The 26,888-nt window shown below is 33.3% G+C and carries 26 protein-coding genes; 16 read left to right on the top strand and 10 right to left on the bottom strand.

What is annotated here, in order from left to right:
• Positions 1–191 precede the first annotated feature (191 nt).
• Genes EOJ36_RS02790 through EOJ36_RS02780 form a run of 3 tightly spaced genes read right to left on the bottom strand, consistent with a single transcriptional unit; the run spans position 192 to position 2,758 of the window.
• The gene (locus EOJ36_RS02790; RefSeq protein ID WP_127802494.1) at positions 192–986 is read right to left on the bottom strand and encodes a thymidylate synthase; all 795 of its coding nucleotides are present in this window, start codon (positions 984–986) and stop codon (positions 192–194) included.
• Positions 987–1,424, bottom strand: coding sequence for an OsmC family protein (locus EOJ36_RS02785; protein WP_127802493.1), 438 nt, complete (start codon positions 1,422–1,424; stop codon positions 987–989).
• Positions 1,424–2,758: an alkaline phosphatase D family protein gene (locus tag EOJ36_RS02780; RefSeq protein ID WP_127802492.1), complete on the bottom strand. Its 1,335-nt coding sequence runs from the start codon at positions 2,756–2,758 to the stop codon at positions 1,424–1,426. Before EOJ36_RS02780 ends, EOJ36_RS02785 begins: the two co-directional genes overlap by 1 nt.
• A gap of 41 nt (positions 2,759–2,799) precedes the next feature.
• Here EOJ36_RS02780 and lysA point away from each other — a divergent pair, with 41 nt between their 5' ends.
• Positions 2,800–4,032, top strand: a complete 1,233-nt coding sequence (lysA, locus tag EOJ36_RS02775; RefSeq protein ID WP_127802491.1) for a diaminopimelate decarboxylase — start codon at positions 2,800–2,802, stop codon at positions 4,030–4,032.
• A 113-nt stretch (positions 4,033–4,145) separates the two neighbouring features.
• Here lysA and EOJ36_RS02770 read toward each other — a convergent pair whose 3' ends face one another.
• A complete protein-coding gene (locus EOJ36_RS02770; RefSeq protein ID WP_127802490.1) occupies positions 4,146–4,517 on the bottom strand; it encodes a helix-turn-helix domain-containing protein in 372 nt (123 codons plus the stop codon).
• A 250-nt stretch (positions 4,518–4,767) separates the two neighbouring features.
• On the opposite strand from EOJ36_RS02770, the gene EOJ36_RS02765 reads away from it, so the two are divergent.
• The 7 genes from EOJ36_RS02765 (at position 4,768) to rpiB (ending at position 10,270) form a co-directional block, all read left to right on the top strand.
• Positions 4,768–5,592 carry a hypothetical protein gene (locus EOJ36_RS02765; RefSeq protein WP_127802489.1) on the top strand — a complete coding sequence of 275 codons (825 nt, stop codon included), beginning with the start codon at positions 4,768–4,770 and terminating at the stop codon, positions 5,590–5,592.
• The gene (locus EOJ36_RS02760) at positions 5,573–6,217 is read left to right on the top strand and encodes a hypothetical protein (protein WP_127802488.1); all 645 of its coding nucleotides are present in this window, start codon (positions 5,573–5,575) and stop codon (positions 6,215–6,217) included. The genes EOJ36_RS02765 and EOJ36_RS02760 overlap by 20 nt, the downstream gene beginning before the upstream one ends.
• A gap of 20 nt (positions 6,218–6,237) precedes the next feature.
• Positions 6,238–6,885 (top strand): hypothetical protein, encoded by a 648-nt coding sequence (locus EOJ36_RS02755; RefSeq protein WP_127802487.1) that lies wholly within the window; start codon positions 6,238–6,240, stop codon positions 6,883–6,885.
• A gap of 23 nt (positions 6,886–6,908) precedes the next feature.
• Positions 6,909–7,523 (top strand): hypothetical protein, encoded by a 615-nt coding sequence (locus tag EOJ36_RS02750; RefSeq protein WP_127802486.1) that lies wholly within the window; start codon positions 6,909–6,911, stop codon positions 7,521–7,523.
• A 116-nt stretch (positions 7,524–7,639) separates the two neighbouring features.
• Complete coding sequence (locus EOJ36_RS02745; RefSeq protein WP_127802485.1) at positions 7,640–8,131, top strand: methylated-DNA--[protein]-cysteine S-methyltransferase; 492 nt, start codon at positions 7,640–7,642, stop codon at positions 8,129–8,131.
• 5 nt (positions 8,132–8,136) lie between these two features.
• Complete coding sequence (locus EOJ36_RS02740; RefSeq protein WP_127802484.1) at positions 8,137–9,798, top strand: DNA polymerase/3'-5' exonuclease PolX; 1,662 nt, start codon at positions 8,137–8,139, stop codon at positions 9,796–9,798.
• 28 nt (positions 9,799–9,826) lie between these two features.
• Entirely contained in the window at positions 9,827–10,270 is a 444-nt protein-coding gene (rpiB, locus tag EOJ36_RS02735) for a ribose 5-phosphate isomerase B (protein ID WP_127802483.1), read from the top strand.
• On the opposite strand, the gene EOJ36_RS02730 is transcribed toward rpiB, so the two are convergent.
• Positions 10,267–11,637, bottom strand: a complete 1,371-nt coding sequence (locus tag EOJ36_RS02730; RefSeq protein WP_127802482.1) for a hypothetical protein — start codon at positions 11,635–11,637, stop codon at positions 10,267–10,269. The two genes, rpiB and EOJ36_RS02730, sit on opposite strands and share 4 nt — an antisense overlap.
• Positions 11,638–11,721: 84 nt before the next feature.
• On the opposite strand from EOJ36_RS02730, the gene rbfA reads away from it, so the two are divergent.
• Together rbfA and EOJ36_RS02720 are read left to right on the top strand one after the other, a co-directional pair.
• A complete protein-coding gene (gene rbfA, locus EOJ36_RS02725) occupies positions 11,722–12,117 on the top strand; it encodes a 30S ribosome-binding factor RbfA (RefSeq protein WP_127802481.1) in 396 nt (131 codons plus the stop codon).
• The gene (locus EOJ36_RS02720; protein WP_127802480.1) at positions 12,110–13,339 is read left to right on the top strand and encodes an FtsX-like permease family protein; all 1,230 of its coding nucleotides are present in this window, start codon (positions 12,110–12,112) and stop codon (positions 13,337–13,339) included. Before rbfA ends, EOJ36_RS02720 begins: the two co-directional genes overlap by 8 nt.
• Here the strand turns inward: EOJ36_RS02720 and EOJ36_RS02715 are convergent.
• From EOJ36_RS02715 to EOJ36_RS02700, 4 genes are all read right to left on the bottom strand, one after another.
• Entirely contained in the window at positions 13,321–14,562 is a 1,242-nt protein-coding gene (locus EOJ36_RS02715; RefSeq protein ID WP_127802479.1) for a dicarboxylate/amino acid:cation symporter, read from the bottom strand. The genes EOJ36_RS02720 and EOJ36_RS02715 overlap by 19 nt on opposite strands.
• A gap of 7 nt (positions 14,563–14,569) precedes the next feature.
• Positions 14,570–14,884 (bottom strand): hypothetical protein, encoded by a 315-nt coding sequence (locus tag EOJ36_RS02710; RefSeq protein WP_127802478.1) that lies wholly within the window; start codon positions 14,882–14,884, stop codon positions 14,570–14,572.
• Entirely contained in the window at positions 14,881–15,552 is a 672-nt protein-coding gene (locus EOJ36_RS02705; protein ID WP_127802477.1) for a hypothetical protein, read from the bottom strand. Before EOJ36_RS02705 ends, EOJ36_RS02710 begins: the two co-directional genes overlap by 4 nt.
• 61 nt (positions 15,553–15,613) lie before the next feature.
• Positions 15,614–16,783 (bottom strand): class I SAM-dependent methyltransferase, encoded by a 1,170-nt coding sequence (locus EOJ36_RS02700; protein WP_127802476.1) that lies wholly within the window; start codon positions 16,781–16,783, stop codon positions 15,614–15,616.
• 76 nt (positions 16,784–16,859) lie between these two features.
• Between EOJ36_RS02700 and EOJ36_RS02695 the strand changes: the two genes are divergently transcribed.
• The 3 genes from EOJ36_RS02695 (at position 16,860) to truA (ending at position 20,512) form a co-directional block, all read left to right on the top strand.
• Entirely contained in the window at positions 16,860–17,447 is a 588-nt protein-coding gene (locus EOJ36_RS02695; protein WP_127802475.1) for a nucleotidyltransferase family protein, read from the top strand.
• Between the two features lie 79 nt (positions 17,448–17,526).
• A complete protein-coding gene (gene purL / locus EOJ36_RS02690; protein WP_127802474.1) occupies positions 17,527–19,761 on the top strand; it encodes a phosphoribosylformylglycinamidine synthase subunit PurL in 2,235 nt (744 codons plus the stop codon).
• A 22-nt stretch (positions 19,762–19,783) separates the two neighbouring features.
• Positions 19,784–20,512 carry a tRNA pseudouridine(38-40) synthase TruA gene (gene truA / locus EOJ36_RS02685; protein ID WP_127802473.1) on the top strand — a complete coding sequence of 243 codons (729 nt, stop codon included), beginning with the start codon at positions 19,784–19,786 and terminating at the stop codon, positions 20,510–20,512.
• Between the two features lie 136 nt (positions 20,513–20,648).
• Here truA and radA read toward each other — a convergent pair whose 3' ends face one another.
• Complete coding sequence (gene radA, locus EOJ36_RS02680; RefSeq protein WP_127802472.1) at positions 20,649–22,025, bottom strand: DNA repair protein RadA; 1,377 nt, start codon at positions 22,023–22,025, stop codon at positions 20,649–20,651.
• A 94-nt stretch (positions 22,026–22,119) separates the two neighbouring features.
• Here radA and EOJ36_RS02675 point away from each other — a divergent pair, with 94 nt between their 5' ends.
• The 3 genes from EOJ36_RS02675 to EOJ36_RS02665 are packed head-to-tail and all read left to right on the top strand — an operon-like array spanning position 22,120 to position 26,861.
• Positions 22,120–22,800 (top strand): porin family protein, encoded by a 681-nt coding sequence (locus tag EOJ36_RS02675; RefSeq protein WP_127802471.1) that lies wholly within the window; start codon positions 22,120–22,122, stop codon positions 22,798–22,800.
• A gap of 5 nt (positions 22,801–22,805) precedes the next feature.
• Complete coding sequence (pheS, locus tag EOJ36_RS02670) at positions 22,806–23,831, top strand: phenylalanine--tRNA ligase subunit alpha (RefSeq protein ID WP_127802470.1); 1,026 nt, start codon at positions 22,806–22,808, stop codon at positions 23,829–23,831.
• Positions 23,832–23,888: 57 nt separating this feature from the next.
• Positions 23,889–26,861 carry a glycosyltransferase family 117 protein gene (locus EOJ36_RS02665; protein ID WP_127802469.1) on the top strand — a complete coding sequence of 991 codons (2,973 nt, stop codon included), beginning with the start codon at positions 23,889–23,891 and terminating at the stop codon, positions 26,859–26,861.
• Positions 26,862–26,888: the final 27 nt, after the last annotated feature.

Below are 26,888 nucleotides of genomic sequence, written 5' to 3'. Positions count from 1 at the left end.
GACCTTGGGAAAAAAAATATCAGTTTTTTTTATTTAAAACTTGTAAATTGCAGGGGGTAAGGGGAGTGTTTTCCCCAACAAAAAAACATTTGAATTTCCTAACAACAAATTTATAAAATTAAGATTTTAGGATGGAATCAAATTTAAAATTTCATTTTACCTCATACATCATACCTCTTACCTCATACATCTTACACCGCAACTGGTGCTTTAATACCCGGATAAGGATCATAGCCCTCTAAAGTGAAATCTTCGAATTTGAAATCGAATATATCCTTAACATCTGGATTTAATTTCATTTTAGGTAAAGCTCTAGGTTCTCTGCTTAACTGAGTCTCCACTTGCTCCATGTGATTGGAATATAAGTGAGTATCGCCACCTGTCCAAACAAAATCCCCAAGTCCTAAATCGCAAACCTGGGCCAACATCATCGTTAGAAGAGCATAGGATGCTATGTTGAATGGCACCCCTAAAAATACATCTGCTGAGCGTTGGTATAATTGACAAGAAAGTTTCCCATTTGCCACATAAAACTGAAACAAAGAATGACAAGGCATTAAGGCCATTTTGGGTAACTCGGCTACATTCCATGCACTTACAATAATTCTTCTAGAATCAGGATTGGTTTTTAGAGTATGTATTACTTCTTTGATTTGGTCAATAACCTCGCCATTAGCACCTTCCCAGGAACGCCACTGTTTTCCATAGACAGGTCCTAAGTTGCCATTTTCGTCAGCCCATTCATCCCAAATACTTACTCCATTTTCTTTTAAATAAGCAATATTTGTTTCACCTTTTAAAAACCATAATAATTCATAAATGATCGATTTTAAATGCGTTTTTTTGGTGGTAACAAGCGGAAAGCCCTCTTCCAAATTGAAACGCATTTGGTAACCGAAAACACTTGTTGTTCCTGTTCCCGTACGATCGGATTTAAAAGTTCCGTTGGTTTTGATATGACGTAATAAATCTAAATATGCTTTCATTTATGCTGCTATAATTTCTCCGTTAATCATTAAAGAGTGAGTGATGTTTGCACTACTTTCCAATTGTGCTGTTGCCGAACAATACTTTTCCATGGAAAGTGTAATAGCCTTTTGGGCTTTTTGAGGATCCACTTCGCCTTTCAATTCAAATTGAATGTTGATGGCTCTAAAGGGAGTTTTTTCTGTACCTTCTATTTTTACCCGATCACCTGATAATCTTATTTGAAAATCCTCTACAATTTGTCTTTGTTTTTTTAATATCAAAATAACATCAATTGCTGTACAACCTCCTAATCCCATTAACAATAATTCCATGGGTCTGGCACCAGCATTGTGTCCGCCAATCGTTTCAGCAGCATCTAATTGAACAGGAATGCCAGATCCACCCACTGCCTCAAAATGGAAGGCATCGTCCACTCTTTTTAATAGTACTTCCATTATTTTAAATCGTTTGCTTTAAGTATTTGATTCCAAAGTTCTACACCTGTATGATCAAATAATTGAATTTTCAACTCTCTATTTTTTGCATCTCCACTAACAGATAACTTAGAAAACGCTCTTTTTGCAGTCATAGTTCCAGGAACTAAAACCGAATTTTTATCCAAAGCATGTACATCTGCTGGACCGGCTGTAAAAGGAGATACCGTTAAATCGTAGAGGGGATATGTCCCCGGTCTGTCTAATTTCCAAAAACTTGAAGTATGTCTGTCGCCTGATAAAAAGATTACTCCGCCAATTTTTCTTTTTTGTAATTCAGCTAATAATTGATTTCTTTCAGCCTCATAGTTCGACATATTTTCAAAAATCTTTGCTGGATTTAATACTTGTCCACCATTCACTACAATTTTGAATGGAGCCTTGCTAGTAGTTAAAGCATCTAAAAGCCAATTCATTTGCTTTTGTCCCCAATAATCTTTAGTTGCGTCTTCTAAACCATTTGGAGCCTTAAACCACCTGTCATCCATTAAGAAAAATTCTACATCTCCCCATTGGAATTGACCAGTCATTGCTTCATTCGGAAAGGTGAAATTTGGATTGCCCCAAAACAATTTGAACATTTCCAAGGTTGTATGTTTATTTACCCAAGAGCGATCAGAGTCGTTAGGACCATAATCATGGTCATCCCAAATGGCATAATGATGCGTATTTGCTAATAATGGTTGAATAGATTTTACAGAGCGTGAATGCGTATTGCGGTGCATCATGCCTGTTCTAGTGTTCCAATCGGCCTCGCGATAATAAAAGTTATCACCACCCCACAACATAAAATCTGGTTTGGCATCATAAATCGTTTTGTAGATTTCATCTGCTCCGCCATAGGGTCTTCCCGGACGATCAGTTGCCTCTTCATTGATGTAATTACAAGAACCAAATACGAAAGAAAAAGAAGGTGGATCGGTTCTGAATTGCCAAAGTTTTTGGGTTTGAAATTCTAAAGGATAATCAAAATTTATTTTTTTGCCATCCAACCAAACTTCATAGGTGTATTTTTTACTCATAGAAACTTGATCAGCAATTATTTTGGCAATGAAACCCGATTTTTTTTCAGTTAATACTGCATCGGAAGTGAATTTGGTTTTTCCATCAGACTCTTTATCCCAATATTTGATTTCTACCTTTGCAGCTTTTTCGGTTTGAACCCAAACCAAAACTTCTTTCATTTCAGAGTATCCCAACATGGGTCCACTTTTAATCTGAGCAGAAATTGAAGCGGATAAAAATAAAGCAAAAAGTAAGATTAGGGTGCTTTTTGTGTAAAATTTACGGTTCATATTTTTCAATTTGTGTATCTTTGTAGCTTAATTCAAAAGTAATGGCTTATTATTCAATTCAAGGTATTCAATTAACAGATTTAGCAAAGCAATTTGGTACCCCTTTATATGTGTACAATGCAGACAAAATTAGGGAAAAAATCTCGGTTTTAAAGAGCTGTTTTTCGAATATTGATTTGAAAATTAAATATGCATGTAAGGCAAACACAAATTTGTCGATTTTACGCTTAATGCGTGCCGAAGAAGTTGAAATTGATGTTGTTTCTCCTCAGGAATTAGAATTGGCTTTGTTGGCTGGTTATAATGGTTCTCAAGTTACTTTTACACCTTCTGGAGTAGATTTTTCTGAGATTGAATTTGCCGTTTCAAAAGGAGCCATTGTGAATTTGGATAATTTGTCAGTTTTGGAAAAATTTGGACAAAAGTATGGTACGAGCAAAGGTTGCTTAATTCGTATTAAACCTCATATTTTTGGTGGTGGGAATGAGAAGATCATGACCGCTCATCCAGAATCTAAATTTGGAATTTCTATTCACCAAAAGGCTGAAATTTTGGATTTGGTTAATAAATACGGGATTAAAATCATTGGTCTTCACCAACATACCGGTTCTGATATTAAAGACGGAAAAACCTTTATTGATGCAGCTGAGGCTGTTTTTGAGTTTGCAAAGGATTTTAAGGATCTAGAAATAATCGATTTAGGAGGTGGCTTTAAAGTGCCTTATGCACCGAATGATCCGGGTGTAAATATGGAAGAAGTGGGTGCTGCGATGTCGAACGCCTTTCAAGAATTTTGTCAAAAATATGGCAAGAAATTAACTCTTTGGGTGGAGCCAGGCAAGTTTTTAGTTTCAGAATCAGGTACATTTTTAACCCAAGCAACGGTTGTTAAAAGAGATCCTGTAAAGACATTCCTTGGTATCAATTCCGGATTAAACCATTTAATCCGACCAATGATGTACGGTTCTTATCATTACATATTCAATGCATCGAATACCGATGAGGCTAAGCAAGAAGAATACCGTGTCGTAGGAAATATTTGCGAAACAGATACTTTTTCTTTCGACTTCAAAGGAAAGCAAAACGAACGTTTATTAAACGAAGTCAAAGAAGGCGATATCATCGCTATGGCCAATGCAGGTGCATACGGTTTCACGATGGCCTCGCATTATAATTCTCGTTTTTTACCAGCGGAGGTGTTGGTTGATGGAGGTGAAGCGAGAATCATTAGAATGAGGGAGACAATGGAGGATTTAGTGAGGAATCAAATTTGAGTTATAGGTTATTAGTTATGGGTTATGGGTTATGGGTTATGGGTTATGGGTTATAGGTTATTAGTTATGGGTTATGAGTTATGGGTTATGGGTTATGGGTTATGAGTTATGAGTTATGGGTTTTTTATAGTTTTTAAACGTACTAATTCTGTTTTTAAAAGTTCGATTATTTGAATTTGAGATTTGATTATTTCATCTTTTGCATCAATCAGTTGTTTAAAGGTATCTTCATGTAATTTTTCTTCATGTTTTTCTGATGTAGAAAGTATATGTTTTCTTTTGCTAGGTGCGTTTAAGTTTTCAATGCTTGTACCTAAAATTTCTGCAATTTTTTGAAGTTTTTCCAAACAAGGATAGATTTTTCCTTGTTCAATTTGAGATAAATTGGCTTGGGTCATTTGACTTTCTGCAGCCAATGCTTCCTGTTTAATTCCTAATAAAAGTCGTTTTTGACGGATATTATGTCCGAGGAATAGTTTATTCATAATTAGTAGTTAGATTCTTAAAATTAACGATTTGTTTGCAATTCAAATCTATTTTTTACTTATAATTTATATAGAATTCGATATAATTTATAAGTAAATATAAGTAAACGTATAAGTGGGGGGTGTCAAAATTTGTATCAACAAATGAAACCCTAAACACTTATAAAATGCGTATCAACCACCACTATGGATCCTACCAATTTTTCTGATTTTCATTTTGTTTTCTTGTTCCCAAAATGAAGATTTGAACGTGATTGATAATTTATCCTCACAAAAGACAGATTTAAACTCGTTAGCTAATAAAAAGGGAATAACGAATGTCAGTTTAAATCATTTAAAGAATCTGGAGGCCACCATGTTAGATGAAGTTTTTTGTTATGCACCAACTTTGGGGCGAAATGTATATTTTATTATTCCAACAATTAGATTGCAAAATTTTGGATTTATAAATATTTCTTCATCAGATTTAATTTCTGGCGGAGGAGGAGGGGATTCAAATGAATTATTTTTGGCGCAAATCTCTGGCAAAGCAACTTTTGTAAATAATGAATTAAGTACTCCTTGTTTATCTAATGTTTTGGAAACATTATTACATAATAATGACTTATTAAATGAAATGACTTATATGTTACAACAATTTAATTTGTGTCGAACTATTCACTTGACTTTTTATGAAAAACCATTGTCTCAAAATAATCGATATGGAGAATTTGTAAAAACATCAAAAGAAAATGTTTATAAAATTTATTTAGATAATAATGAATTGCCAAAATTTTCAAAAGAAAAAATCATGTCCATTATTTTTCATGAGGTTATTCATGCACATTTAACTGAAATGTTTAATAACAGAGGGTCTGATTGGGAGCATGAACAAATGACCAAAAATTATTTATTTACTGCAGTTAATTCTTTAGTAAAATTTTATCCAAATTGTAAAGATTATGCAAATGATATTATTTTAAGTGGATTGACTGAAACTAATTATTTTAAACGAATTCCAATTTCAGATCAAAACGTAATTTTATTTAAAGCTAATCAATATAAAAATCATACCTATGGGGATTACTGCAAATAGATTTAGATTTTATTCTAAAATTTTTATGTTAGTTATTTTGAATTTAATTTTTCAGGATAATGTTTTTGCACAAAAAATTGACTTGTTTAACTTAAATAATTATCAAGTTATTTCACATAAAGAGGCATTTTATTATAATTATCAAAGAATTAATACTGAAAAATTTGATCATTGTTATAAATATTTAGAAGAAGATTTAATTAAAAATATTCCAATCCCCAAAGACATAAATTGTCGTTTAGATTTTGAATATTTTATTTTTAAGGTAAATAACTCAGGAAATATTTTAAATTTAAATAGCTACGGAAATATATCAGACACAATTCGTCAAACTATAAACAAAAATATTTTAGCTACAAAAGGAAAATGGGTATTGCCTAAAATTAAAAATAAAGAACAATTTCATTGGTTTATTGTGCCATTTTTTTCTTGGGGATTTGATGTAAACTTTTGTCGATCTGAAGGGGAAGTTCGAATGTATTTAAATCACATTAAAATATTTAATGAAGTTTTAAATATAAAATATAAAATTCTTCAGAATAATAAATCTATTACTGTTTTGAGAGGATTATCACATTTGCGTGAAATGGAAAAAAAAGGTCAAGTTATACATGAAGAAATGTAAGTTTTAAATTATTTTTATCCATGGATCCTATTGTTATTAAAAAAAATATATTATTCATTGTAATATATTTGATTTCTAGATCGATTGTTTCGGGACAAATTCTTGAATTTAACCTAGAAAAAGGTTTAGAAGATTTTAAACCTATATCTAAAAATTCGCCATTTTATTATAATTCCAAGGCAAATAATGAATTTGAAAACCATTGTTATGTTACATTAGAAAAAAATTTAGTGAAAAATGTCCCTATCCCACAGGATATTGTTTGCCGAAATAATATTGGTATTTTTCTTTTCAAGGTTAATAAATATAGTAAAATAGAAAAACTAGAATATTTTGGAGATTTGGATAGTTCAATTGTGAAGAAAATTAAATTTAATATCCAAAAAACTGAAAACCGTTTTGTGAAACCTAAATATAATTCTCAAGAACAATTTCATTGGTTTGTTTTGCCATTTAAATCTAATGGATTAGATATGATTGAGGAAAGTAGAAATTGTCCAAATTATGAGATTATAAAAAATGAAAATGATTCCGGTAATAAATTATTTGATATTATTAACAAATTAAGAATTGCCCTGCCAAATTTCACTTCAGTTACTATTTTAAGATATAAAGGACACTTAGATGAAATGGAAAGAAAAGGACTGATTTTGCATGAAGAAATGTAGGTTTATACATAAAATTAATTAGCTTGAAACAGTTCAATTTTTTTAGTGTCTTAATTTTTATAAATCTATTCACATTATCGGGGCAATCAAATCAGCCAATTAAAGGTAATAGTTTTAGTAAAATGAACAAATTTTCTCCGTTTTATTACAAGGGAAAACCTAATAATGAATTTGAAGACCATTGTTATATTACCTTAATGAATGATCTAATTAAAAATGTTCCTATCCCTGATAGTATTACTTGTAAAAATAATTTTGGAATATTTGTTTTCAAAGTGAATAGTTTTGGGCAAATAAAACAACTTGAATATTTTGGAGATTTGGATAAAATAATTGAAGTTAAGATCAAAGAAAACATTAAAAATACAAGTGGTTTATATACTATTTCAAAAAACAAAAAACTTAACCATTGGTTTGTTTTACCCTTTTGGTCCCATGGGGGAAATATGCCTGAATTTAATCAATGTGAAAATAAATTTAAATTAAATGCAGAAATAGAAAATTATATTAAATTTTATTATTTGTATAAAAATGTAAAATCAGTATTACCTAAAAGTTCTAATATTACTATTTTTGAACCCATGGGGCATTATTTTGAAATGCTAAAAAGAGGACTGATTTTACATGAAGAAATGTAGGTTTTAGATTAATTATTTTGCATGCTTGGAACCTATTGGTTTATATTGTAATTATTTTAAAGGTATTAATTTAGGAGAAATTGATTATTTAGAAAGTTCAGGTATTTTTGTAGCTTATGTTACAAAAAATATACTTTCAATCTCCCATCGGGATCATAGAAATACAATACACCGAAAAAGGTGTAAATTCTTTACAGTTTGTGAATCGAGAAACTGCCACTGAGAATCAAACTTTGGATTTTCTAGGATTTAAAATCACAAGTGAATTAGAAAAGTTTTTCGAAAATGGAGCTTATCAAATGGATTTGCCATTGGATATGACGGCCGGAACAGAATTCCAACAAAAGGTTTGGAAGGCACTGCTGGAAATTCCGGCTGGAGAAACAAAGTCTTATCGCGATATTGCTGAACAAATTGGGCAATCTCAGGCTTCTCAAGCAGTAGGAAATGCCAATGGTCAAAATCCCATTTTATTGGTTGTTCCTTGTCACCGAATCATTGGTAGTAATAACGCTTTAGTAGGTTATCGTGGTGAATTGTGGAGAAAAAAATGGTTATTAGAACATGAGGGAGCCCTTCAGAAATCAAACCAAATCAATTTATTCTAAATTCTATGGAAAACGAGTTCATTGTTGATCAATTAGAATTGTTGGTGAAACTATGGGATCTCCATGGAGTAAATGAATTTAAAAGTAAAAATTTAGCCTTTGCCACTCGAGCATTAGATAAATTCCCAAATTCAATTGCTAAGGCTACTGAAGATGAATTGTTAGCTCTGCAGGGTGTGGGTAAAGTTGTAATCTCAATCATAAGAGATGTTGCTCAAACGGGAACCTGTTCAGATTTAGAAGGCATATTGGAACAAACCCCAGCTGGACTTTTAAATCTTCTGAAAATAAAAGGACTAGGACCTAAAAAAGTTCAAGCTATTTGGCGCGATTTAGGAATTACTGAATTAGATGAGTTGTTAGCTGCCTGTGAAGAAGGGAAATTGGTTCAAATCAAAGGAATTTCAGAGGCTATTCAGTCGAATGTAATGCATTATATTTTGTTCCTAAAACAAAATGCAAGCAAACTTCGATTGGATAAAGGGCATCATTTGGCAGAAGATATTTCGACTTTATTATTAAACAAATTTTCAAAAGTACAAATCGTTGGAGAATTAGGTAGAAATTGCGAGATTATCAGTTCCCTGGATTTTATGTTATTGTCGGATGGTGGCTTTGGTGCGTCTTTAGTTTTGAGTGAAATAGAAGAATTAGAAGAAGATTTTCAAAATTCGAGTCCATTTGTCTGGAGAGGAAATCTAAAAGGCCATTTAATTCCGATTCAATTGTATTTTGTAGAGGAAAAAGATTGGGCTATTCAATCGTTGAAATTGACTTCAAATCCTGCTCATTTGGCTTTAATTGGTTTTGATGAAATGAAATTGCAGGGAGCATTTTCAACTGAACAATCCATTTATGATGCTTTGAATATTCCCTTCATTATCCCCAATATGCGTGAGGGATTAGAGGAATTGAATTGGGCCAGCAAATATCAAATTGACGATTTAATCACTTTTGAAGATTTACAAGGTTGTGTGCACAATCATTCAACTTATTCTGATGGGAAGAATTCTTTGTTGGAAATGGCTGAGGCCTGTAGGGAAATAGGGTTATCCTATTTTGGAATTGCAGATCATAGTCAATATGCAGCATACGCCGGTGGATTAAAACCGGAGCGGATTGCTGATCAGCATTTGGAAATTGATGCACTCAATAACCAACTAAATGATATAAAAATATTAAAGGGTATCGAAGCCGATATTTTGCCTGATGGATCACTTGATTATGATGCAAGCATACTATCTAGTTTCGATTATGTAGTTGCTTCCGTGCATGCCAATTTGCAAATGGATTTAGAAAAGGCAATGCCTCGATTATTAAAAGCCATTGAAAGTCCATACACTACCATATTAGGTCACCCAACGGGTCGCTTACTTCTTGCTCGAGAGGGGTATCCTTTACAAATGAGTAAAATTATTGATGCCTGTGTAGCTAATCGAGTGGTGATTGAATTGAATGCTAGTCCTTATCGTCTTGACTTAGATTGGCGATTTATTTATGAAGCTCAAGAAAAGGGTGCTATGATTTCAATTAATCCAGATGCGCATGAAATAAAGGGTATCCTGGATATGAAATATGGAGTGGAAATTGCCAGAAAAGGTGGCTTATTGAAAAAAAATACCTTTAATACTCTTTCAGTTAAAGAATTTTTAGGGTATAAATCCTAGAGATTGTACTTTTGTAAAAAATACGATTATGAATTCAACTATTACATTTGCCGTTGGAGGTGACCATGCAGGTTTTGATTACAAAGCCGATTTAATTCAACATTTAGCTTCTAAAGGAATAGAAGCGAAGGACTTTGGTACCTATTCAGCAGATTCAGTTGATTATCCAGATTTTGCTCATCCTGTGGCAGAGGCAGTTGAAAAAGGTGAATTTACTTTTGGAATGTTGTTATGTGGAAGTGCAAATGGTGTGGCTATAACTGCGAATAAACATCAAGGTGTTCGTGCAGGATTAGCTTGGAATACAGAAGTGGCTAAATTAGTTCGTCAGCACAATGATGCGAATGTTTTGTGCTTACCTGTTCGTTTTATTTCCTTGGAAGAAGCCAAAGCCTGTATAGATACTTTTTTAGAAACTCCTTTTGAGGGAGGAAGACACCAAGGAAGAGTGAATAAAATCTCTTGTTGTTAATCAACTCTTTTAAAAATATTATTACCAAATTCCCGATATTTTAAACCAATATTGGGAATTTTTGTTTGTATTCTTTTAAAAGTTTTCTCTGGATCAAAAATGTATGTTGGCGGGTTTTTTTCAAACAATTCAGTTAATGTTATAACCTTTTCGTAATCATTGATGTTTTCAAAAAGGCTTTTAGATAATTCCCAATTGATAAAGGGTCCCGACATTTTATTGTTTAAATATTCTTCAATTTGAGGACCTAAAATCAATAATTTTTCGTTTTTCAAGGGGAGTTTTCCTGGTTTTAAAAATTCTGATTTGTCTTGTTTAAATTCTATTTGTTGACTAATAAATAGCAATGAAATAGTAATCCAAATATTTAATTCTTGAGCCCATGGCTTTTTGAAAAGGAAAAAAATATGAAACCCGATTAAACAAAATCCTGGAATGAAGAAAACCAAGTTATACCTTGAATAATTGGGAAGGGTAAAAAGTAGAATTATACTTAAAATAATCCATGCAAAATTACTTTGCTGGGCTTTTTTAGCGTTTGTTCGAATTTTATTAGTGCTTAAAAGGATGTAGAAGCCCATTAAAGCTATGGTTAGTCCTGGCAAATAACTGATAAATATATGATATAAATCTTTTGATTTGATAACGTTAAAATGAAAAGCTGAGGCCTGAAATACTTGAAATAATGAGCCTAAATTTTCAGTATAATTTAAATAGGATATAGAAATTAAATAGGGAAAAATAAATCCTACTAAAAATAAGATAATTTGTCTAAAATTCACTCCTGTATAAGCAATTAAGGCATAAAGTCCCCACAATAAAAAAAATGCGTAACTAAAAAAAAACAAACTGGCAAGCCCTAAGTGAAGGCCAATCAGGAAAACACGATCATTCGCTTGTAAGCCTCTTTGTTGATAAACGATTTCATTCCAAGCTAAAATTAAAAAAGTTAATCCCATAAGGGCGGGAGAAAGACTCCATAATTCCATACTAATAAAGAACATGGAAACATAAAGCATAAAAGGTAAATAGCCCAATTTGGGTAATAAATCAAACTTTTGAATGGTAAGTTGAAAAATGATTCCTTGAATTCCTATAATACCAATAGCGATTAGGGGAGTTAATTTTAAAGGTATTGAAAATAAATGTAGCAAGGAATAGATGGCAGCTGAAGCAGGAGCTATATTTTCTAAAATATCTTGATACAATCTGAATCCTTGATTTAATTTTTCTCCCAAAAGGAAATATCTTAATTCCCAGGCAAATGGGATGGAGTGATTTTCTATTTTTGAATAAATAAAAAAAAACGAAGCGGCAATAAATAAAAGCAAGGAAATACTAGACCCTGATTTTAAAAAACGTAACATATTTTATATTTCAGACTGCTAAATTAATGGGAATCCAATTATTATTTAGAACTTTGTAGGATATTTGTTTGTAATTAGTGTAAAATGGAAAGCAAGAGACAACAGAAATTTGGAAGACAGCTTCAAAAAGATTTAAGTGATATTTTTCAAAAATCTCTTAAAGATGTAATTGGAAATGGAATGGTTACGATAACCGATGTGAAGGTGAGTCCAGATTTATCCGTTGCGCGTTGTTATTTAAGTTTTTTATTGGTTGAAAATCCACAGGAAATGGTCAATACCATTAACGACAAGCAAAAAATGCTTCGAAACGAATTAGCTAATAAAATTCGCCACCAGGTTAGAATCATTCCTCACTTGAGTTTTTTTATTGATGATACAGCAGAATATGCTGCTAAAATTGATTCACTTTTTGAAGGATTAGTGATTCCTAAAGAATCAACAATCAATGAAAATGAATACGATGATTTAGATGATTAGTTTATCCTTTTTTATTGCACGTAGATTTTTTACCACTAAAAGTAAAGCCAGTTTTATTTCCTTGATTTCCAAAATTTCGATGATTGGAGTGGGAGTAGAGGTTATGGCATTAGTACTTATTTTATCCGTTTTCAATGGATTAGAAAATTTTCAAAAAGATTTATTCAAATCTTTTGATCCTGATTTTAAAATTACAGCTAAAGATGGTCTATGGATTCAGCAAGATTCTTTATTTCTTGATAAAATAAAGGCCATAAAAAATGTCAATTTTGTAATTCCCATTTTAGAAGATCAAGGTTTGGTTAAATATAAGGGTAAGGAATTGGTGGTTAATCTAAAAGGGGTGGCCCCTTCTTTTATTCAATCTAATCGCTTATCTAAATCTGTAGTTGAAGGAGGATATTTTTTAAAGGATTCCACAGAAATAAATAATTTTGCTTTAGTGGGATTGGGAGTTTTTTTGAACCTTGGTTTAAGTTTTGAAGATGTTTTTGAACCCATGGAGGTTTTATATCCTGACCATATGGCCCTAAAGAATTTTGCTCTTACACAAAATACAATTCGGTCTAATACTATTTTTCCATCGGGAGTTTTAGCTGTAGAAAATGGATTTGATCAACAAACTGTAGTAGTGCCTTTAGATTGGATGCAGGAACTTTGTGGTAAAAATCAAGAATTTAGCGCTATCGAAATTGAAGGCAAAGCTGGTTTCGATGAAAAACAAGTAAAAGCTGATTTGCAAAAAGTAGTTGGTGGTAAATTTGAGGTTAAAAGCCGAGAAGAGCTTCACGCAAGCCTGTTACAGGCGGTGCATATTGAAAAGTTGTTTGTATTTCTTATTATGGGTTTTGTGATGTTTATAGCCTCATTTACCCTTTTTTATACGCTTTCCTTGTTGGTGATTGAAAAGAAAAAGGATTTAAAAACTCTTTTGGCAATGGGAATATCTAAGCCACAATTGTTTAAGGTTTTCTTGTTCTTAGGCTTTCTGATAAGTTTTTCTGGAGCAATTGTGGGACTTGGTTTGGGGTTTGGTTTGGGATGGTTACAACTGACTTATGGCTTTGTAAAAATGGGTATTCAAAATGGTATTTTAGATGCCTACCCAATAAAAATGGCCGTGAGCGATTTTGTAGCTACGGCCATTCTTGTTGTATTTATAACTTTTTTGGCTTCTATTTTTCCTGCTAAAAAAGCTGTTTCTCAGACATTTGAAGATTGAGGAGTAAATTCACCTTCCCATTTGGATACAACGCAGGTTGCAACACCGTTTCCAGCTACGGAGGTAATAGTTCTACCCATGTCTAAAAATGGGTCAACTCCTAATAATAATGCAATTCCTTCTGCTGGTAAATTAAACATAGTTAAAGTACCTGCAATAATAACCAAAGAAGCTCTTGGTACTCCAGCAATTCCTTTGGAAGTTATCATGAGGGTTAATAACATGGTAATTTGTTGTTCTAAACTTAATTGGATTCCATAAGCCTGTGCAATAAATCCGGTTGCAAAGGTCATATACAACATAGATCCATCCAAATTAAAGCTATAACCTAAAGGTAAAACGAATCCAACGATTCGTCTAGAACAGCCAAATTTTTCTAAGGCTGCAATGGTTTGAGGAAAAGATGCCTCAGAACTCGCTGTTGAAAATGAAAGCATCAAAGCATCTTTCAATTCTCGAATCAAGGCCCAATAATTGATTTTATTTGCAATACAGATCGCCCAGAGAATAATTACAGTAAAAAAGGCTAATCCCCCAAAGAAACACAACATTAAATAGCCGTAGCTTAATAAAATACTTAATCCCTTGTTGGAAACAACAGTGGTCATAGCTGCAAATACAGCATAAGGAGCTAATTCCATTACATAATTCACCATTTTGAAGATTACCTCAGAAATGTTTTCAAATACATGTGTTAACTTCTTACCAACTTCTCCCACAGAGCCTAGGGCAACACCAAAGAATAAAGAGAAAATAACAATTTGTAAGATTTCATTTTCTGCTAAGGATCTAAAAAAACTATCTGGAAAAATGTGAATAATAAAATCTTCTAAGGTTTTAGTTTTTGAAGCATCAATACCCGTTTGAGTACCTGCATCTGGCTTAGGCCAACTTTGGATACTTCCTGGTTTTGTAATATTAACTACTACTAATCCTGTAACTAAAGATAAAATGGTTGCAAAGTAAAAATATCCTAGCGTTTTAAGACCAATTCTACCAACTGATTTAAAATCACCTAATTTAGAAATTCCTACAACTAAAGTGCAGAATACCAAAGGTCCTACAATCATTTTAATCAATCGCAAAAATACTTTTGAGAGTATTTGAACTTTTACAGCAATTGATTGGGCGGTTTCTGGACTTAAGCCTAAATAAAATATTTCACCTAAAATAAGTCCCAAAACAAAACCAATTATGATTTTATTTGTTAAAGTTAATTTCATATAGTTTTTAAAGAGTAAACAACTTGAGGAGGGAGGTTAAAATAGCTTTAGTTCCCAACAAGATAAAATAAGCTACTTTTGAAACTAAATTTATAGAGTTTGCTTTTTCCTCTTCTTGTTTAGGTTTGTTGATGGATTTATTTATAAATAACTTAGATTCTTTCTCCACTAAGCTCATGCTTACAGTTGATTGATTTTGAAGGGAATCTAATGGAATAATTTTTGAAGAATTTTTTATTAAATCTGCATGGTTAACAAGGCCAAAGCTTGATAGTCCAGCATAAGCAATACTAGCGAATAGGTAAATTTTGAAGTTTTTCATTTGATTTTTGATTTAGCGGTTTCTAGATTCTTTGTTTGCTGAAGAACAGATTCTTCAATTGTTTTTAAATCTAATTTATTTTGTTCTTGATTAGTGATTATTTTTTCTTTCTTTATTTTCTCTTCTTCTAATTTTTTAGTTAACATTTCTGTTTGTCTGGCATTGGCATCAAGTTCTCGTACCAATCGCTCACCATTTTTGATTATTTTATTTTTTTGGACCAAAACTTCGTTTAATTTACTTTGCTCAGATCGCACATTTTCTTCTAAGCCAAAATGTTTGGCAAAGTCTTCTAACCAATTACTTGCAGCACGATAATCACTATGTCCAGATTTGATAAATTCTTCTGTTGAATAACCAATAGAAACAAAAAGTTTATTTTTATTTCCTTCCGTAAATATTTTAGAAGAAATGGTGAATCCTTTTTTTTCAATACCTGGTATTTTACTATTAGAAGCTAAAATGGCTCCGTTTCGACCTTTTTCAACGGCTCCATATTCTTTTAAATAAGATTTCCAGCTTTCTTCTAGATCATTTGCATCTCCACCTGTATATAAATAAAAACCCTCACGTTTTGCACTTTCAATTTCAGCAATTCCAGAATAAACCTGTGCAAAGGAAAATTGTGAAAGAACCATTAAGAATAAAATGATTGCAACTTTTTTCATGAGATTCATTTAAATAATAACAAACAAAGTTATTGTTTTTTCGGGATTTAAAAGGAGTATTTTAATAAGTTTTTTGGCAAATTGCTAGCTCTGGAATGTTGTTATGGTTTTTGTAGGCAAAAAGGTAAAAATTACCACCTTCTTGATATTTTAATTTTTTCCGAATTTCCTCTGGTTTTAATGGGAAATTCCTACAGGAAATATTGATTTTACCTTCTGGAACAATTTTTTCAATCCATTTTCTATCTAAATTTCCTTTACCTAAAACTTTAAATTTTCTTCCTGGAAAATTTGAAATTTCTGAAGCTGAAGTGTATAAATGAGTGTTTGTTTGGATTTTTTGGATATTGTATAAATTCAACGATTTGAAAAAGCCTGCCTTTAAAATCCCTACATGAGGTTCATAAAGAAAGTCTTTAGTTTCGGAATAATCAATTTCTTGATTTTTTTCAGTAGACTTTTTGCCACAGAATACTGAAATTTCCGGAGAAGATAAATCCCAAATTTTTATTTCAGGGTCAAAACTTGAGATGCCCTTTTTTATAAATAGGAGTTCTTTTATTTCGTTTTGAATACATACAATATGAACCTCTGAAATTCCATTTAATTCTTTAATGCATAAATCAATATCTAGCATAGGAGAGACTTTTAAGAGCAAACCTGTGTTTTCTTTTAGGTAAGGAAGTGTTTCTGTAACATTAGGGGTACAATCTTTTAACAAAAAAACTTTTTCACCCTTAGGACCCCTGCGTGCTGGATCTAAGTAAATCCAATCAAATTTTTTGTAATTATCTTGGATAAAAGAAATACCATCTTGGTTGTAATGCTGAATGCTAGAAATATTAAGAATTGAATGATTTTCCTTCGTCAAGGCAGCTAGATCAGTATTTATTTCAAAATAGGAAATTTGATTTTTGGGATTTTGGGCAAATGCCCAGCTATCTATACCCATACCGCCCGTTAAATCGGCAATGTTTCCTGAAATAAATTGGGCTTTAAAAAGTGCAGTAGCCTCAGAAGAAGATTGTTCTAAGGAAAGTTGAACTGGCAAACAAATGGCTGGATTGGAACTCCAGATAGGCAATTTATTTTTATGCTTACTTTTTGATTGAATTTGGAAAATCAATTTGGGTAAATCCAAATTGGGGAATTTGCTTTTTTGAAGAGCCAATTGGAATAAATCATCATTTTGATGTTCTTGGATAAATGATATTTCTTCCTTTGAAAGCATCTACAAAGGTAAAATTGTTTTTTGTACTAACAGAAATTAATGTGTAAATTTCCTAAACCTATTTTCTATTTTATTTATGATTCACGGATTATTGTTAGCAGCAGGAGCTTCAAAACGCTTGGGTCAACCTAAGCAGCTTTTGGAAATTCAAGAAAAAACATTGTTGGAATGGTCGGCTTTGGCTTTGTTGCAAACCTGCGATGAAGTTACAGTAGTTTTAGGTGCTGAGGTAAGTGCTTGTCATAAAATTATCAAGCGATTGCAAAAGGATTTCAGTAATTTACATGAATATAAGTGCGAACAGTGGGAGGATGGAATGGGTTCTAGTTTGGCTGCTGGCCTTGAGAAAATTGGTTCAAATAGTCATGTTTTAGTGCATTTGGTGGATATGCCTTATATTAATGGCTTTCATTTGAAATATCTAATCAATCAATTTTTACAAAATCAAAACTTAGCAATTGTTTCAAATTTCAAAGGTCAAAATGCGCCTCCCGTTTTGATTCCCCAATCACTTCTTTATTTATTTAAAAATTGGAAAGGTGAAAAAGGGCTGGGTACTTTTTGGAAGGAGCATCCCGAGTTGATTCAGCCTGTTGAGTTGGGTCTTGCTTTTCAAGATGTGGATACGATGGAAGATTGGGAAAAAATGAAAAAACAATTTTGATTTTATCTGTTAATTATCTGTTTTTTACCGCTAAAAATTGTTATTTTTGTAGCTAAATTTTAATCAAAATACATTTTTAGTGGAATCTATCGAAAGTTTACCAACAGTAGATACGGCAAAGAAATTAGGTCTTTTGCCCGAGGAATTTGACAAAATCCAAGAAATTTTAGGTCGTAAACCCAATTTTACTGAGTTATCAATTTTCTCTGTCATGTGGTCAGAGCATTGCAGTTACAAGAATTCAATTGTTTGGTTGAAAACATTGCCGAAAGATTCTCCAAGAATGTTAGCAAAAGCTGGAGAGGAGAATGCAGGTTTAGTTGATATAGGGTCTGGTTTAGCTTGTGCTTTTAAAATAGAATCACATAATCACCCATCTGCCTTAGAACCATATCAAGGTGCTGCAACAGGAGTTGGGGGTATTAATCGTGATATTTTCACGATGGGTGCTCGACCAATTGCCCAATTGAATTCTTTGCGTTTTGGAAATATTAATTTGCCAAGAACCAAATGGTTGGTTAAAGGTGTGGTAAAAGGTATTGGCGATTATGGCAATGCCTTCGGTATTCCTACGGTAGGTGGTGAAGTGTTTTTTGATGATTGCTATACAGTAAATCCTTTAGTAAACGCGTTTTCTGCAGGTATTTTAAAGGTAGGAAAACAAGCTTCTGCTATTTCTTATGGAGTGGGTAATCCCGTGTTTATCGTTGGTTCTGCAACAGGTAAAGATGGTATTGGTGGTGCTAGTTTTGCATCAGAAGATATTTCTGAAAAATCTACTGAGAAATTGCCAGCTGTTCAGGTGGGAGATCCATTCCAAGAAAAATTATTGTTGGAAGCAACTTTAGAAATTATTGAATCAGGTTGTGTGATTGGTATTCAGGATATGGGTGCAGCGGGTATTATTTGTTCGACTTCTGAGATGTCGGCCAAAGGTGAGCATGGAATGGAAATTGATTTATCAAAAGTTCCTACTCGACAAGCCAACATGAAACCATTTGAGATTTTATTATCTGAATCTCAGGAGCGTATGTTGATTGTGGTGGAGCAAGGAAAAGAGGAGATTGCAAAGGATATATTTGATAAGTGGGATTTGAATTGTGAGCAAATTGGGGTGGTGACTGATTCGAAGCGTTTACGTTTTTACCAAAACGGAGAATTGGTTGCAGATGTGCCAGCAGATGATTTAGTTTTAGGTGGTGGAGCCCCTGTATATCATAGAGAATACAAAGAGCCAGCTTATTTTAAGAAATATCAAGAATTTGATATAAACTCAGTGAAAGATGTTGAGGAAAAGGATTTAGGAAAGGTATTGAATTTCTTAATGAATCACCCTAATATCGCTTCGAAAAAATGGGTTGCGCAACAATATGATTCTACGATTGGTCGTGCCAACAGAAATACCAATGCACCTTCAGATGCAGCGGTAGTAAAAGTTCATGGATCCGATAAATCAATCGTGATCACGGTTGATTGCAATGCAAGATATGTTCAGGCAAATCCTGAAGAAGGTTGTGCGATTGCAGTGGCAGAAGCAGCAAGAAACATTGTTTGTTCGGGTGGTGTACCAGTAGCTATTACCAATTGCCTGAACTTTGGAAATCCTTATATTCCTGAAGTTTATTGGCAGTTTGTAGGAGCTATTAAAGGTATGAAAAAGGCTTGTGAAGCATTTGAAACTCCAGTAACAGGTGGAAACGTGAGTTTTTATAACCAATCATCAGATGAGGGCCCAGTTTTCCCAACTCCAACTATTGGAATGTTAGGAATTTTGGAACAACCTGAATTAAAATTAGGTTTAGATTTTAAAGCTGAAGGCGATTTGATTTATTTGGTAGGTAAATCAGTGAATGATATCGCATCATCTGAGTATTTATATTCCTATCAAAAAGTTAAAGAATCGCCTTCACCTGCATTTGATTTAGCTTATGAGCAATTGGTACAAAAAGCAATTGCACAATTGAATATAGAGCGTTTATTGGTTTCTGCGCACGATTTAGCAGATGGTGGATTAATGGTTGCTTTAGTAGAGTCAGCTTTCCCAGGACAATTAGGATTTGATATTGCTGCAACTAATTTATCAGTTAGAAATGATGCTTTCTGGTTTGGTGAGGCACAAAGTAGAGTTTTGGTTTCAGTAAAACCTGAAAATAAAGATAAATTTGAAGCTATATTGAATGGACTGAAAGTTGATTCTCAATATTTAGGAACTGTAAAAGGTGCGGATGCAAAAATTAATGGAAATGTAATAAGTTCTATTAAAGATGCATACATCTCTTATGATACTGCCCTTGAAAAAATAATTAACAATTAATAATTAACAATTAATAATTAAAATGAGCCGCTATCTAATTCAATTTGCTTACGATGGTGGCTCATTTTCTGGTTATCAAATACAGCCGAATGCCCTAACGGTTCAGGAGGAATTGGAAAAGAAACTTTCCATTTTAGCGCAACGTAAAATAGAGGTAGTTGGTAGTTCGCGTACTGATGCCGGCGTTCATGCTAGTCAACAATTTGCACATTTTGATTGTCCTGTTCCTATTCAAAAAGATTGGGTATATCGACTCAATCGTATGCTTCCACATGCCTTAGCAGTTATTTCAATTGAGCAAGTTGCAGATGATTTCCATGCCCGATTTGATGCTTTAAGCCGCACCTATCATTATTGGATAGTTCGAAAAAAAACTCCTTTAAGACGTCATGATACCTATTGGTTTGAGGCACCTTTGGATTTAGAAGCCATGAATGCGGCTTGTCAAATTTTATTTCAATACATAGATTTTGAATGTTTTTCTAAAGTTAAAACGGATGTTTTCACCTTCGATTGTACCATTCAAAAGGCCATTTGGACAGAAGAGGGTGATTTTTTAAAATTTACCATTCAAGCCAATAGATTTTTACGTGGAATGGTTCGTGCAATTGTTGGCACACTTTTGGAGGTAGGTGAAGGAAAATTAAAACCAGAAGATTTACATCAAATTATTCAATCCAAAGATCGTAATCAAGCGGGGCGAGCCGTGCCTGCTCATGGATTGCATTTGGTGGAAGTGAAATATAAGTGAAAAGTGGAAAGGTAAAAGTGAAAGACGCTTAGCTCTGCTGAGTGTTGAATATTTTCAAAACATATGTTTTGTTTAATCTACAAGTTTTATTCATAGTATGCACTCAGCACAGCTGAGCGCAAGAACTTTCAACTTTTCACTTTCCACTTTCAACTTTCCTTATTACCTCAACAATATTACCTGCTTGTTTTATTTCAATTTTAGGTGATTTGGGTAAATTTCCTTTAGCGAATTTTGAGATCCAAATTTCTGTGAAGCCTAATTTTTCAGCCTCTGCAATTCTTGCATCTAATCGAGTTACTGTGCGTAATTCACCACCTAAACCAACTTCTGCCGCAAAACAGATTGTATTCGAAATTTGTTTGTCTTTAAAAGAGCTTACGATCGACATACATGCTGCCAGGTCAAGTGCAGGGTCATCGACTTTTATTCCACCTGTAATGTTTAAAAAAACATCTTGGGTACCTAATTTGTAATTGCCACGCTTTTCCAAAACAGCCAATAACATATTTAATCTTTTTGCATCAAAACCAGTGGCGGTTCTTTGGGCGGTTCCGTAATTTGTTGGAGTTACAAGAGATTGTATTTCAATTAGCAAAGGTCTATTGCCCTCCATAAGCGTACCTATGGCAATGCCATTGGATTGTTCTTCTCGGGGAGATAGCAAAATTTCTGATGGATTTTCCACAGGTCGAAGTCCTTCTGATAGCATTTCATAAATACCTAATTCAGAAGTGCTTCCAAATCTATTTTTAGTGGTACGTAAAATGCGATAAATTAAATTTCTATCTCCTTCAAATTGTAAAACAGTGTCTACCAAATGTTCTAATACCTTAGGACCTGCAATTGAACCTTCTTTGGTAATGTGTCCGACTAAAAAAATGGGTACACCTGATTCCTTTGCATATCGCATTAATTCAACAGTACATTCTCTGATTTGAGAAACACTTCCTGGTCCGGAATCAATTTGGTCTGAATATAAGGTTTGAATGGAGTCAATGATGATTAAATCTGGCTCTAAGTCAACCAGATGTTTGAATATTTGTTGTGTATTTGTTTCTGGGAGCAAGTATAAATTTGGGTTTTTGAAGTTTAGTCGCTCTGCTCTTAATTTGATTTGTTGCTCTGATTCTTCTCCTGAAATATATAAAATTTTAGGTCCAATTAATTGAAGAGCAATTTGAAGTAGGAGCGTAGATTTTCCAATTCCTGGTTCACCACCAATTAGCACCAAGCTACCTGGTACAATTCCTCCGCCTAATACTCGGTTAAATTCATTATCTGAACAATTGATTTTTGGAACATCCTCCATGGGCACCTCATCTAAAAGTCGCGGTTTGGGACTTATTCGAGGTCCTTGATTTTTTTTCCAAACATCAGCAGGATGCTTGACTGTTTCCACTAATTCTTCAACAAATGTATTCCATTCGTTACATGAAGGGCATTTTCCTAACCATTTTGGTGAGTTGTGTCCACAATTTTGACAAAAAAATGTCGTTTTACTTTTAGCCACTTTGTTTAATTAATTCTCAAAATTAATGTTCTCTGTGGTTTTTTTATTTTTTTCGCCTGAAAATGGCTAATTTTATAATTAAATTTCTAAAATTATGAGAAAACTGTTTAGAATTTTATCGATTTGTCTTTTGGCTCTTGTTTACTTTTTTGCAAGTTCACAACAAGTAATGGCACAAAAGAGTTTAGTAACTGGAAATATTTTTAGCCTACAAATAAAAGGGGGCTTGAATATGTCGCAGATAAAAACTGAAGCTGGTTCTTTTAGTAGTGTGATAAATGAAAGTTTAGCAACTAATCAAGGCTATGTTTTAGGAGCAAGTCTTCGATTAGGTCGAAAATTGTTTATACAGCCGGAGGTATTGTTTTCACAAAAAGGTGGTCAATTAAAAGTTAATCCCATTGGCGTTATGACTGGTAATGTGTTTGATATGAAATATACAACCTTGGATGTTCCTGTTTTAATTGGTTATAAAATGGGACTTTTTCATATTGTGGGGGGACCTTTATTTTCCAATTACATTTCACAAGATTCTGGTTTAAGCGACGCATTGAAGAATGCATATTCTTCTTATGTTTCTGGTGATGGTTTGAAAAAATCTACTTTGTCGTATCAGGTCGGAGCGGGTGTGACTTTATTAGGATTAACCTTAGATGTTCGTTACGAGGGAGGCCTTCAAAATATTATTAATACAAGTAGTTTACCAACCTATTTGGGTGATTTAAGTCAAAAGCCAAATGTATTCCAGGCAACCCTTGGAATTAAGATTTTATAAAAAAGATGAATCAAAAAATTGCAAAAATCAGAGAAGAGATTGAGGCGTTTGTTATTGAAAATGAACAAACTTTAGAACAATTTAGAATTCAATTTGTAGGAAGAAAGGGGCGTTTAGCAGAATTGTTTGAGGGCTTAAAAGATGTTCCTAATGAATTAAAAAGAGAAGTAGGTCAGGCACTTAATGCTGTCAAAAATGCAGCTGAAGAAAAGTTTCAAAATGCCCAGGAATCATTTAATTCTAAAAAAAGTAAGGTTGAAATTCCCTCGGATTTGACACTTTCTGGACCTTTTGCGCAAGGAACTATGCATCCCTTGACATTGGTTCGTGAGCGAATAATTGAAATTTTTAACCGTATTGGTTTTTCCGTTTCTGATGGTCCAGAAATTGAAAAAGATTTTTACAATTTTACAGCCTTGAACTTTCCGGAAAATCACCCTGCACGTGAAATGCAAGATACTTTTTTCATTGAAAAAGGTAAAGGAGCCGTGCAAGATGATGTTTTGTTAAGAACGCATACATCAAACGTACAAATTCGTTTGATGGAATACCAAAAACCTCCAATTCGTTCCATAATGCCGGGTCGTGTGTTTCGAAATGAGGCTATTTCAGCACGTGCTCATTGCTTGTTTCATCAAGTTGAAGGCCTTTATGTTGATAAAAAGGTTAGTTTCAAGGATTTAAAAGATACCTTATATCATTTTGCGAAGGAAATGTTTGGTAAGGATACAAAAGTACGATTCCGTCCTTCTTATTTTCCTTTTACAGAGCCAAGTGCAGAAATGGATATTACTTGTTTGATTTGTAAAGGAGAGGGTTGTAATGTGTGTAAACAAGCTGGGTGGGTAGAAATTGCTGGCGCTGGAATGGTTGACCCAAATGTGTTGGAAAATGTGGGTATTGATTCCAAAGAATATACCGGTTTTGCCTTCGGAATGGGAATTGAGCGTATCACGATGTTAAAATACCAAATCAAAGATTTACGATTATTTACAGAAAATGACGTTCGCTTTTTGAAACAATTTAATTAACGAATTTTAACCTCTTACTTAACATATTTAGCATTAATTTGCATCAAATTAAATCTTATGCAATCATTTCAACGATTAAATAACCTTACGGGATGGCTGGTTTTTGTTATCTCTTTAATCACTTTTACATTAACAGTCGAACCAACAGCCTCTTTTTGGGATTGTGGTGAATTCATTGCTTGTGCTTATAAATTACAAGTGCCTCACCCTCCTGGAGCACCCTTGTTTTTGTTGTTGGGAAGAATGTTTTCTTTGTTAGCACTTGGAAACCTGGAAAAAGTTGCCTTTTGGGTGAATATGTTATCTGTGGTTACCTCAGCTTTAACTATTTTGTTTTTGCATTGGACAATTGTAATGATTGGTCGAAAAATACTTAATAAGAAATTTGAAGATTTAAGTAAAAACGAAAGCTATATTTTATTGTTTTCAGGATTTGTCGGTTCATTAGTCTATGCATTTTCAGATACTTTTTGGTTTTCTGCAGTAGAGGCTGAGGTGTATGCAATGTCTTCTTTTTTTACGGCAATTGTTGTTTGGGCTGCATTTAAGTGGGAGTTACAAGAAGATGAACAAGTTGCCAATCGTTGGATTTTGTTTATTGCCTATTTAGTGGGTTTATCTATCGGAGTCCATTTATTAAACTTGGTAACCTTGCCAGCACTTGCCTTATTGTATTATTTCAAAAAGAATGCTAAGCCAAGTTTGAATGGCGGATTTGTTGCAAGTTTTGTAGGTTTAATTATTTTAGGAATTATCAATTCTGGAATTATTCCAGGCCTTCCAAGTTTAGCCTTTAAATTTGAATTATTCTTCGTAAATAGTTTAGGATTTTCTTATGGATCTGGTGCCTTAACATTCCTAGTTTTATTTATTGGTGCTATTGTTTTTGGGATTTACTATTCTTACCAAAAGCAAAAGTTGGTTTTGAATATGGCATTATTCTCTTTGGTGTTTTTATTGATTGGTTATTCTACCTATACAGTAGCCCTAGTTCGTTCAGGTTATAATCCACCTATTAATGAAAATGACCCTTCGAATATTTTAAATTTCTTAAAATATTTGAAAAGAGAGCAATATGGAGAACGTTCCTTAATTTATGGTCCAATATTTACTGCACAAGTTGAATCCTTTGAAAATGGGGAAGATGTGTATAAAATGAAGGATGGTAAATATGAAGTTTATACGCATAAACCTAAATATGTTTACGAGAAGGATCAACAAATGTTATTGCCTCGTGTTTATTCAAATTCTCCAGCGCACGTGGCCTTGTATCAAGAGATGTTGGGAATTCCACCGGGACAAAAACCTACTTTTGGAGATAACTTAAAGTTTATGTTTACGCATCAAATGGGGCACATGTACATGCGTTATTTGTTATGGAATTTTGTAGGAAGAACATCTGATTTTCAGGATGCTTGGGCAATCAATTCATTTGAGGATACATCTAAAATGCCTGAGGTTTTAAAGGATAACAAAGCGAGAAATAACTATTATTTCTTGCCTCTGATTTTAGTTTTACTTGGATTTTATTTGTTATACAATAAAAACGAAAAAGATTTTTTGATAACCATCATGATGTTTGTCCTGAGTGGTATTGCTTTGGTTGTGTATTTGAATTCACCCCCATCTGAGCCTAGAGAGCGTGATTATATTTACGTTGGTTCTTTTTATTTTATGGCTATTTGGGCAGGTTTAGGAGTGATGCAATTGTATGAATTTTTACAAAAGTTTAGAACGTCAAATACTTTACGTTGGGGTTTAGTTTCTATTTTTGGACTTTCTGCACCTGTTATTTTGGTTGCACAAAACTGGGACGATCACGACAGAAGTGGACGTTACCACCAAATTGATTTTGCCAAAAATATGTTGAATTCATGTGCTCCGAATGCTATTTTATTTACGGGTGGAGACAATGATACTTTCCCACTTTGGTATTTGCAGGAGGTTGAAGGATTTAGAACGGATGTTCGCGTGTGTAATTTGTCCCTTTTAGGTACAGATTGGTATATAGATCAGATGAAGCGTAAAACTTATTTTTCTACTGCTTTGCCAATTAAATTAAACAAAGAATTGTTTTTGGAGGGTGTGAACGACCAAATTATGTACAATGAGAATCCGGGTATTGCAGCAATGTCTTTACCAGATTATTTGGAATTGGTTCGAAACAATGATGAGCGTATCAAAGCACAAACACAAGCAGGAGAAATGATCAATACATTCCCATCTGATTCTGTGGTTGTTCCTGTTGACATTCAAAAGGTTGCTGCCTCTAAGTGGTTCCCAAAAGAATTTACTCCATTCTTGTCGGGTTCTTTAGCTTGGAAATTGCCACAAAAGAATATTTTTAAAGGTGAACTTATTCAATTAGAAATTATTTCAAACAATGCTTTAAATGGTTGGACGCGTCCAATCTATTTCGCAGCTACTTTACCTTCCGAGCAATATTTAGGTTTGAAAGAAAGTATGCAATTAGAAGGTTATGCTTACCGATTGATGCCTTTTAAAATAGCAGGAGCAAAGGATGGTTTTGTGAATACCAAAATCATGACAGATAACTTCATGCATAAGATGTATTGGAGAAATCTGAACAACGAGAAAGTTTATTATCACGGCGATTTCTATTTAGGTATTCCTTCAGTAACTGCTCGTTTAAATATTTATCGTTTAGCAGAACAATTGGTGCGTGAGGAAAAATACTCAGAAGCGAAAAAAGTTTTGGATCATTTAGATTCAGTTATGCCTGATAAGGTTATTCCTTATGATCAGTTCTCTGCAAGTATGGTTGGTCTATATTTGGCATGTAAGGATGAAAAGAAAGCCTTAGATATGGCAAATACTATTGTGAGGAGAAATAATAAGGCTTTAACTTATTATTTTGATACGAATGTAGGTCATTATCAAAGAGAAATACAGATTGGCCTATACGAAATGAATATGGTCGTTTCTTCTTTGAAAGAATACAATGTGGCCCCTGCAAAATATAAGGAGTTGGAAGCGATGTTCAATGAACAGATTGCTAAGACCAATTAAATTAAAAGGGCTGCAAACGCAGCCCTT

Source organism: Sandaracinomonas limnophila (assembly GCF_004005965.1).
In the GTDB taxonomy this organism is placed as follows: Bacteria; Bacteroidota; Bacteroidia; order Cytophagales; family Spirosomataceae; genus Sandaracinomonas; species Sandaracinomonas limnophila.
This window is presented reverse-complemented; position numbering and strand designations above follow the sequence as displayed.

Excerpts from the sequence above, each read along its gene's own strand:
- EOJ36_RS02755 (WP_127802487.1), top strand. The coding sequence starts at position 6,238 with ATGGATCCTATTGTTATTAAAAAAAATATATTATTCATTGTAATATAT.
- EOJ36_RS02665 (WP_127802469.1), top strand. The coding sequence starts at position 23,889 with ATGCAATCATTTCAACGATTAAATAACCTTACGGGATGGCTGGTTTTT.
- EOJ36_RS02705 (WP_127802477.1), bottom strand. The coding sequence starts at position 15,552 with ATGAAAAAAGTTGCAATCATTTTATTCTTAATGGTTCTTTCACAATTT.
- EOJ36_RS02720 (WP_127802480.1), top strand. The coding sequence starts at position 12,110 with ATGATTAGTTTATCCTTTTTTATTGCACGTAGATTTTTTACCACTAAA.
- EOJ36_RS02760 (WP_127802488.1), top strand. The coding sequence starts at position 5,573 with ATGGGGATTACTGCAAATAGATTTAGATTTTATTCTAAAATTTTTATG.
- EOJ36_RS02710 (WP_127802478.1), bottom strand. The coding sequence starts at position 14,884 with ATGAAAAACTTCAAAATTTACCTATTCGCTAGTATTGCTTATGCTGGA.
- EOJ36_RS02730 (WP_127802482.1), bottom strand. The coding sequence starts at position 11,637 with ATGTTACGTTTTTTAAAATCAGGGTCTAGTATTTCCTTGCTTTTATTT.
- truA (WP_127802473.1), top strand. The coding sequence starts at position 19,784 with ATGAGCCGCTATCTAATTCAATTTGCTTACGATGGTGGCTCATTTTCT.
- EOJ36_RS02715 (WP_127802479.1), bottom strand. The coding sequence starts at position 14,562 with ATGAAATTAACTTTAACAAATAAAATCATAATTGGTTTTGTTTTGGGA.
- EOJ36_RS02780 (WP_127802492.1), bottom strand. The coding sequence starts at position 2,758 with ATGAACCGTAAATTTTACACAAAAAGCACCCTAATCTTACTTTTTGCT.
- pheS (WP_127802470.1), top strand. The coding sequence starts at position 22,806 with ATGAATCAAAAAATTGCAAAAATCAGAGAAGAGATTGAGGCGTTTGTT.
- rpiB (WP_127802483.1), top strand. The coding sequence starts at position 9,827 with ATGAATTCAACTATTACATTTGCCGTTGGAGGTGACCATGCAGGTTTT.
- EOJ36_RS02740 (WP_127802484.1), top strand. The coding sequence starts at position 8,137 with ATGGAAAACGAGTTCATTGTTGATCAATTAGAATTGTTGGTGAAACTA.
- EOJ36_RS02695 (WP_127802475.1), top strand. The coding sequence starts at position 16,860 with ATGATTCACGGATTATTGTTAGCAGCAGGAGCTTCAAAACGCTTGGGT.
- EOJ36_RS02700 (WP_127802476.1), bottom strand. The coding sequence starts at position 16,783 with ATGCTTTCAAAGGAAGAAATATCATTTATCCAAGAACATCAAAATGAT.
- EOJ36_RS02785 (WP_127802493.1), bottom strand. The coding sequence starts at position 1,424 with ATGGAAGTACTATTAAAAAGAGTGGACGATGCCTTCCATTTTGAGGCA.
- EOJ36_RS02675 (WP_127802471.1), top strand. The coding sequence starts at position 22,120 with ATGAGAAAACTGTTTAGAATTTTATCGATTTGTCTTTTGGCTCTTGTT.
- rbfA (WP_127802481.1), top strand. The coding sequence starts at position 11,722 with ATGGAAAGCAAGAGACAACAGAAATTTGGAAGACAGCTTCAAAAAGAT.
- EOJ36_RS02790 (WP_127802494.1), bottom strand. The coding sequence starts at position 986 with ATGAAAGCATATTTAGATTTATTACGTCATATCAAAACCAACGGAACT.
- EOJ36_RS02745 (WP_127802485.1), top strand. The coding sequence starts at position 7,640 with ATGTTACAAAAAATATACTTTCAATCTCCCATCGGGATCATAGAAATA.
- EOJ36_RS02770 (WP_127802490.1), bottom strand. The coding sequence starts at position 4,517 with ATGAATAAACTATTCCTCGGACATAATATCCGTCAAAAACGACTTTTA.
- lysA (WP_127802491.1), top strand. The coding sequence starts at position 2,800 with ATGGCTTATTATTCAATTCAAGGTATTCAATTAACAGATTTAGCAAAG.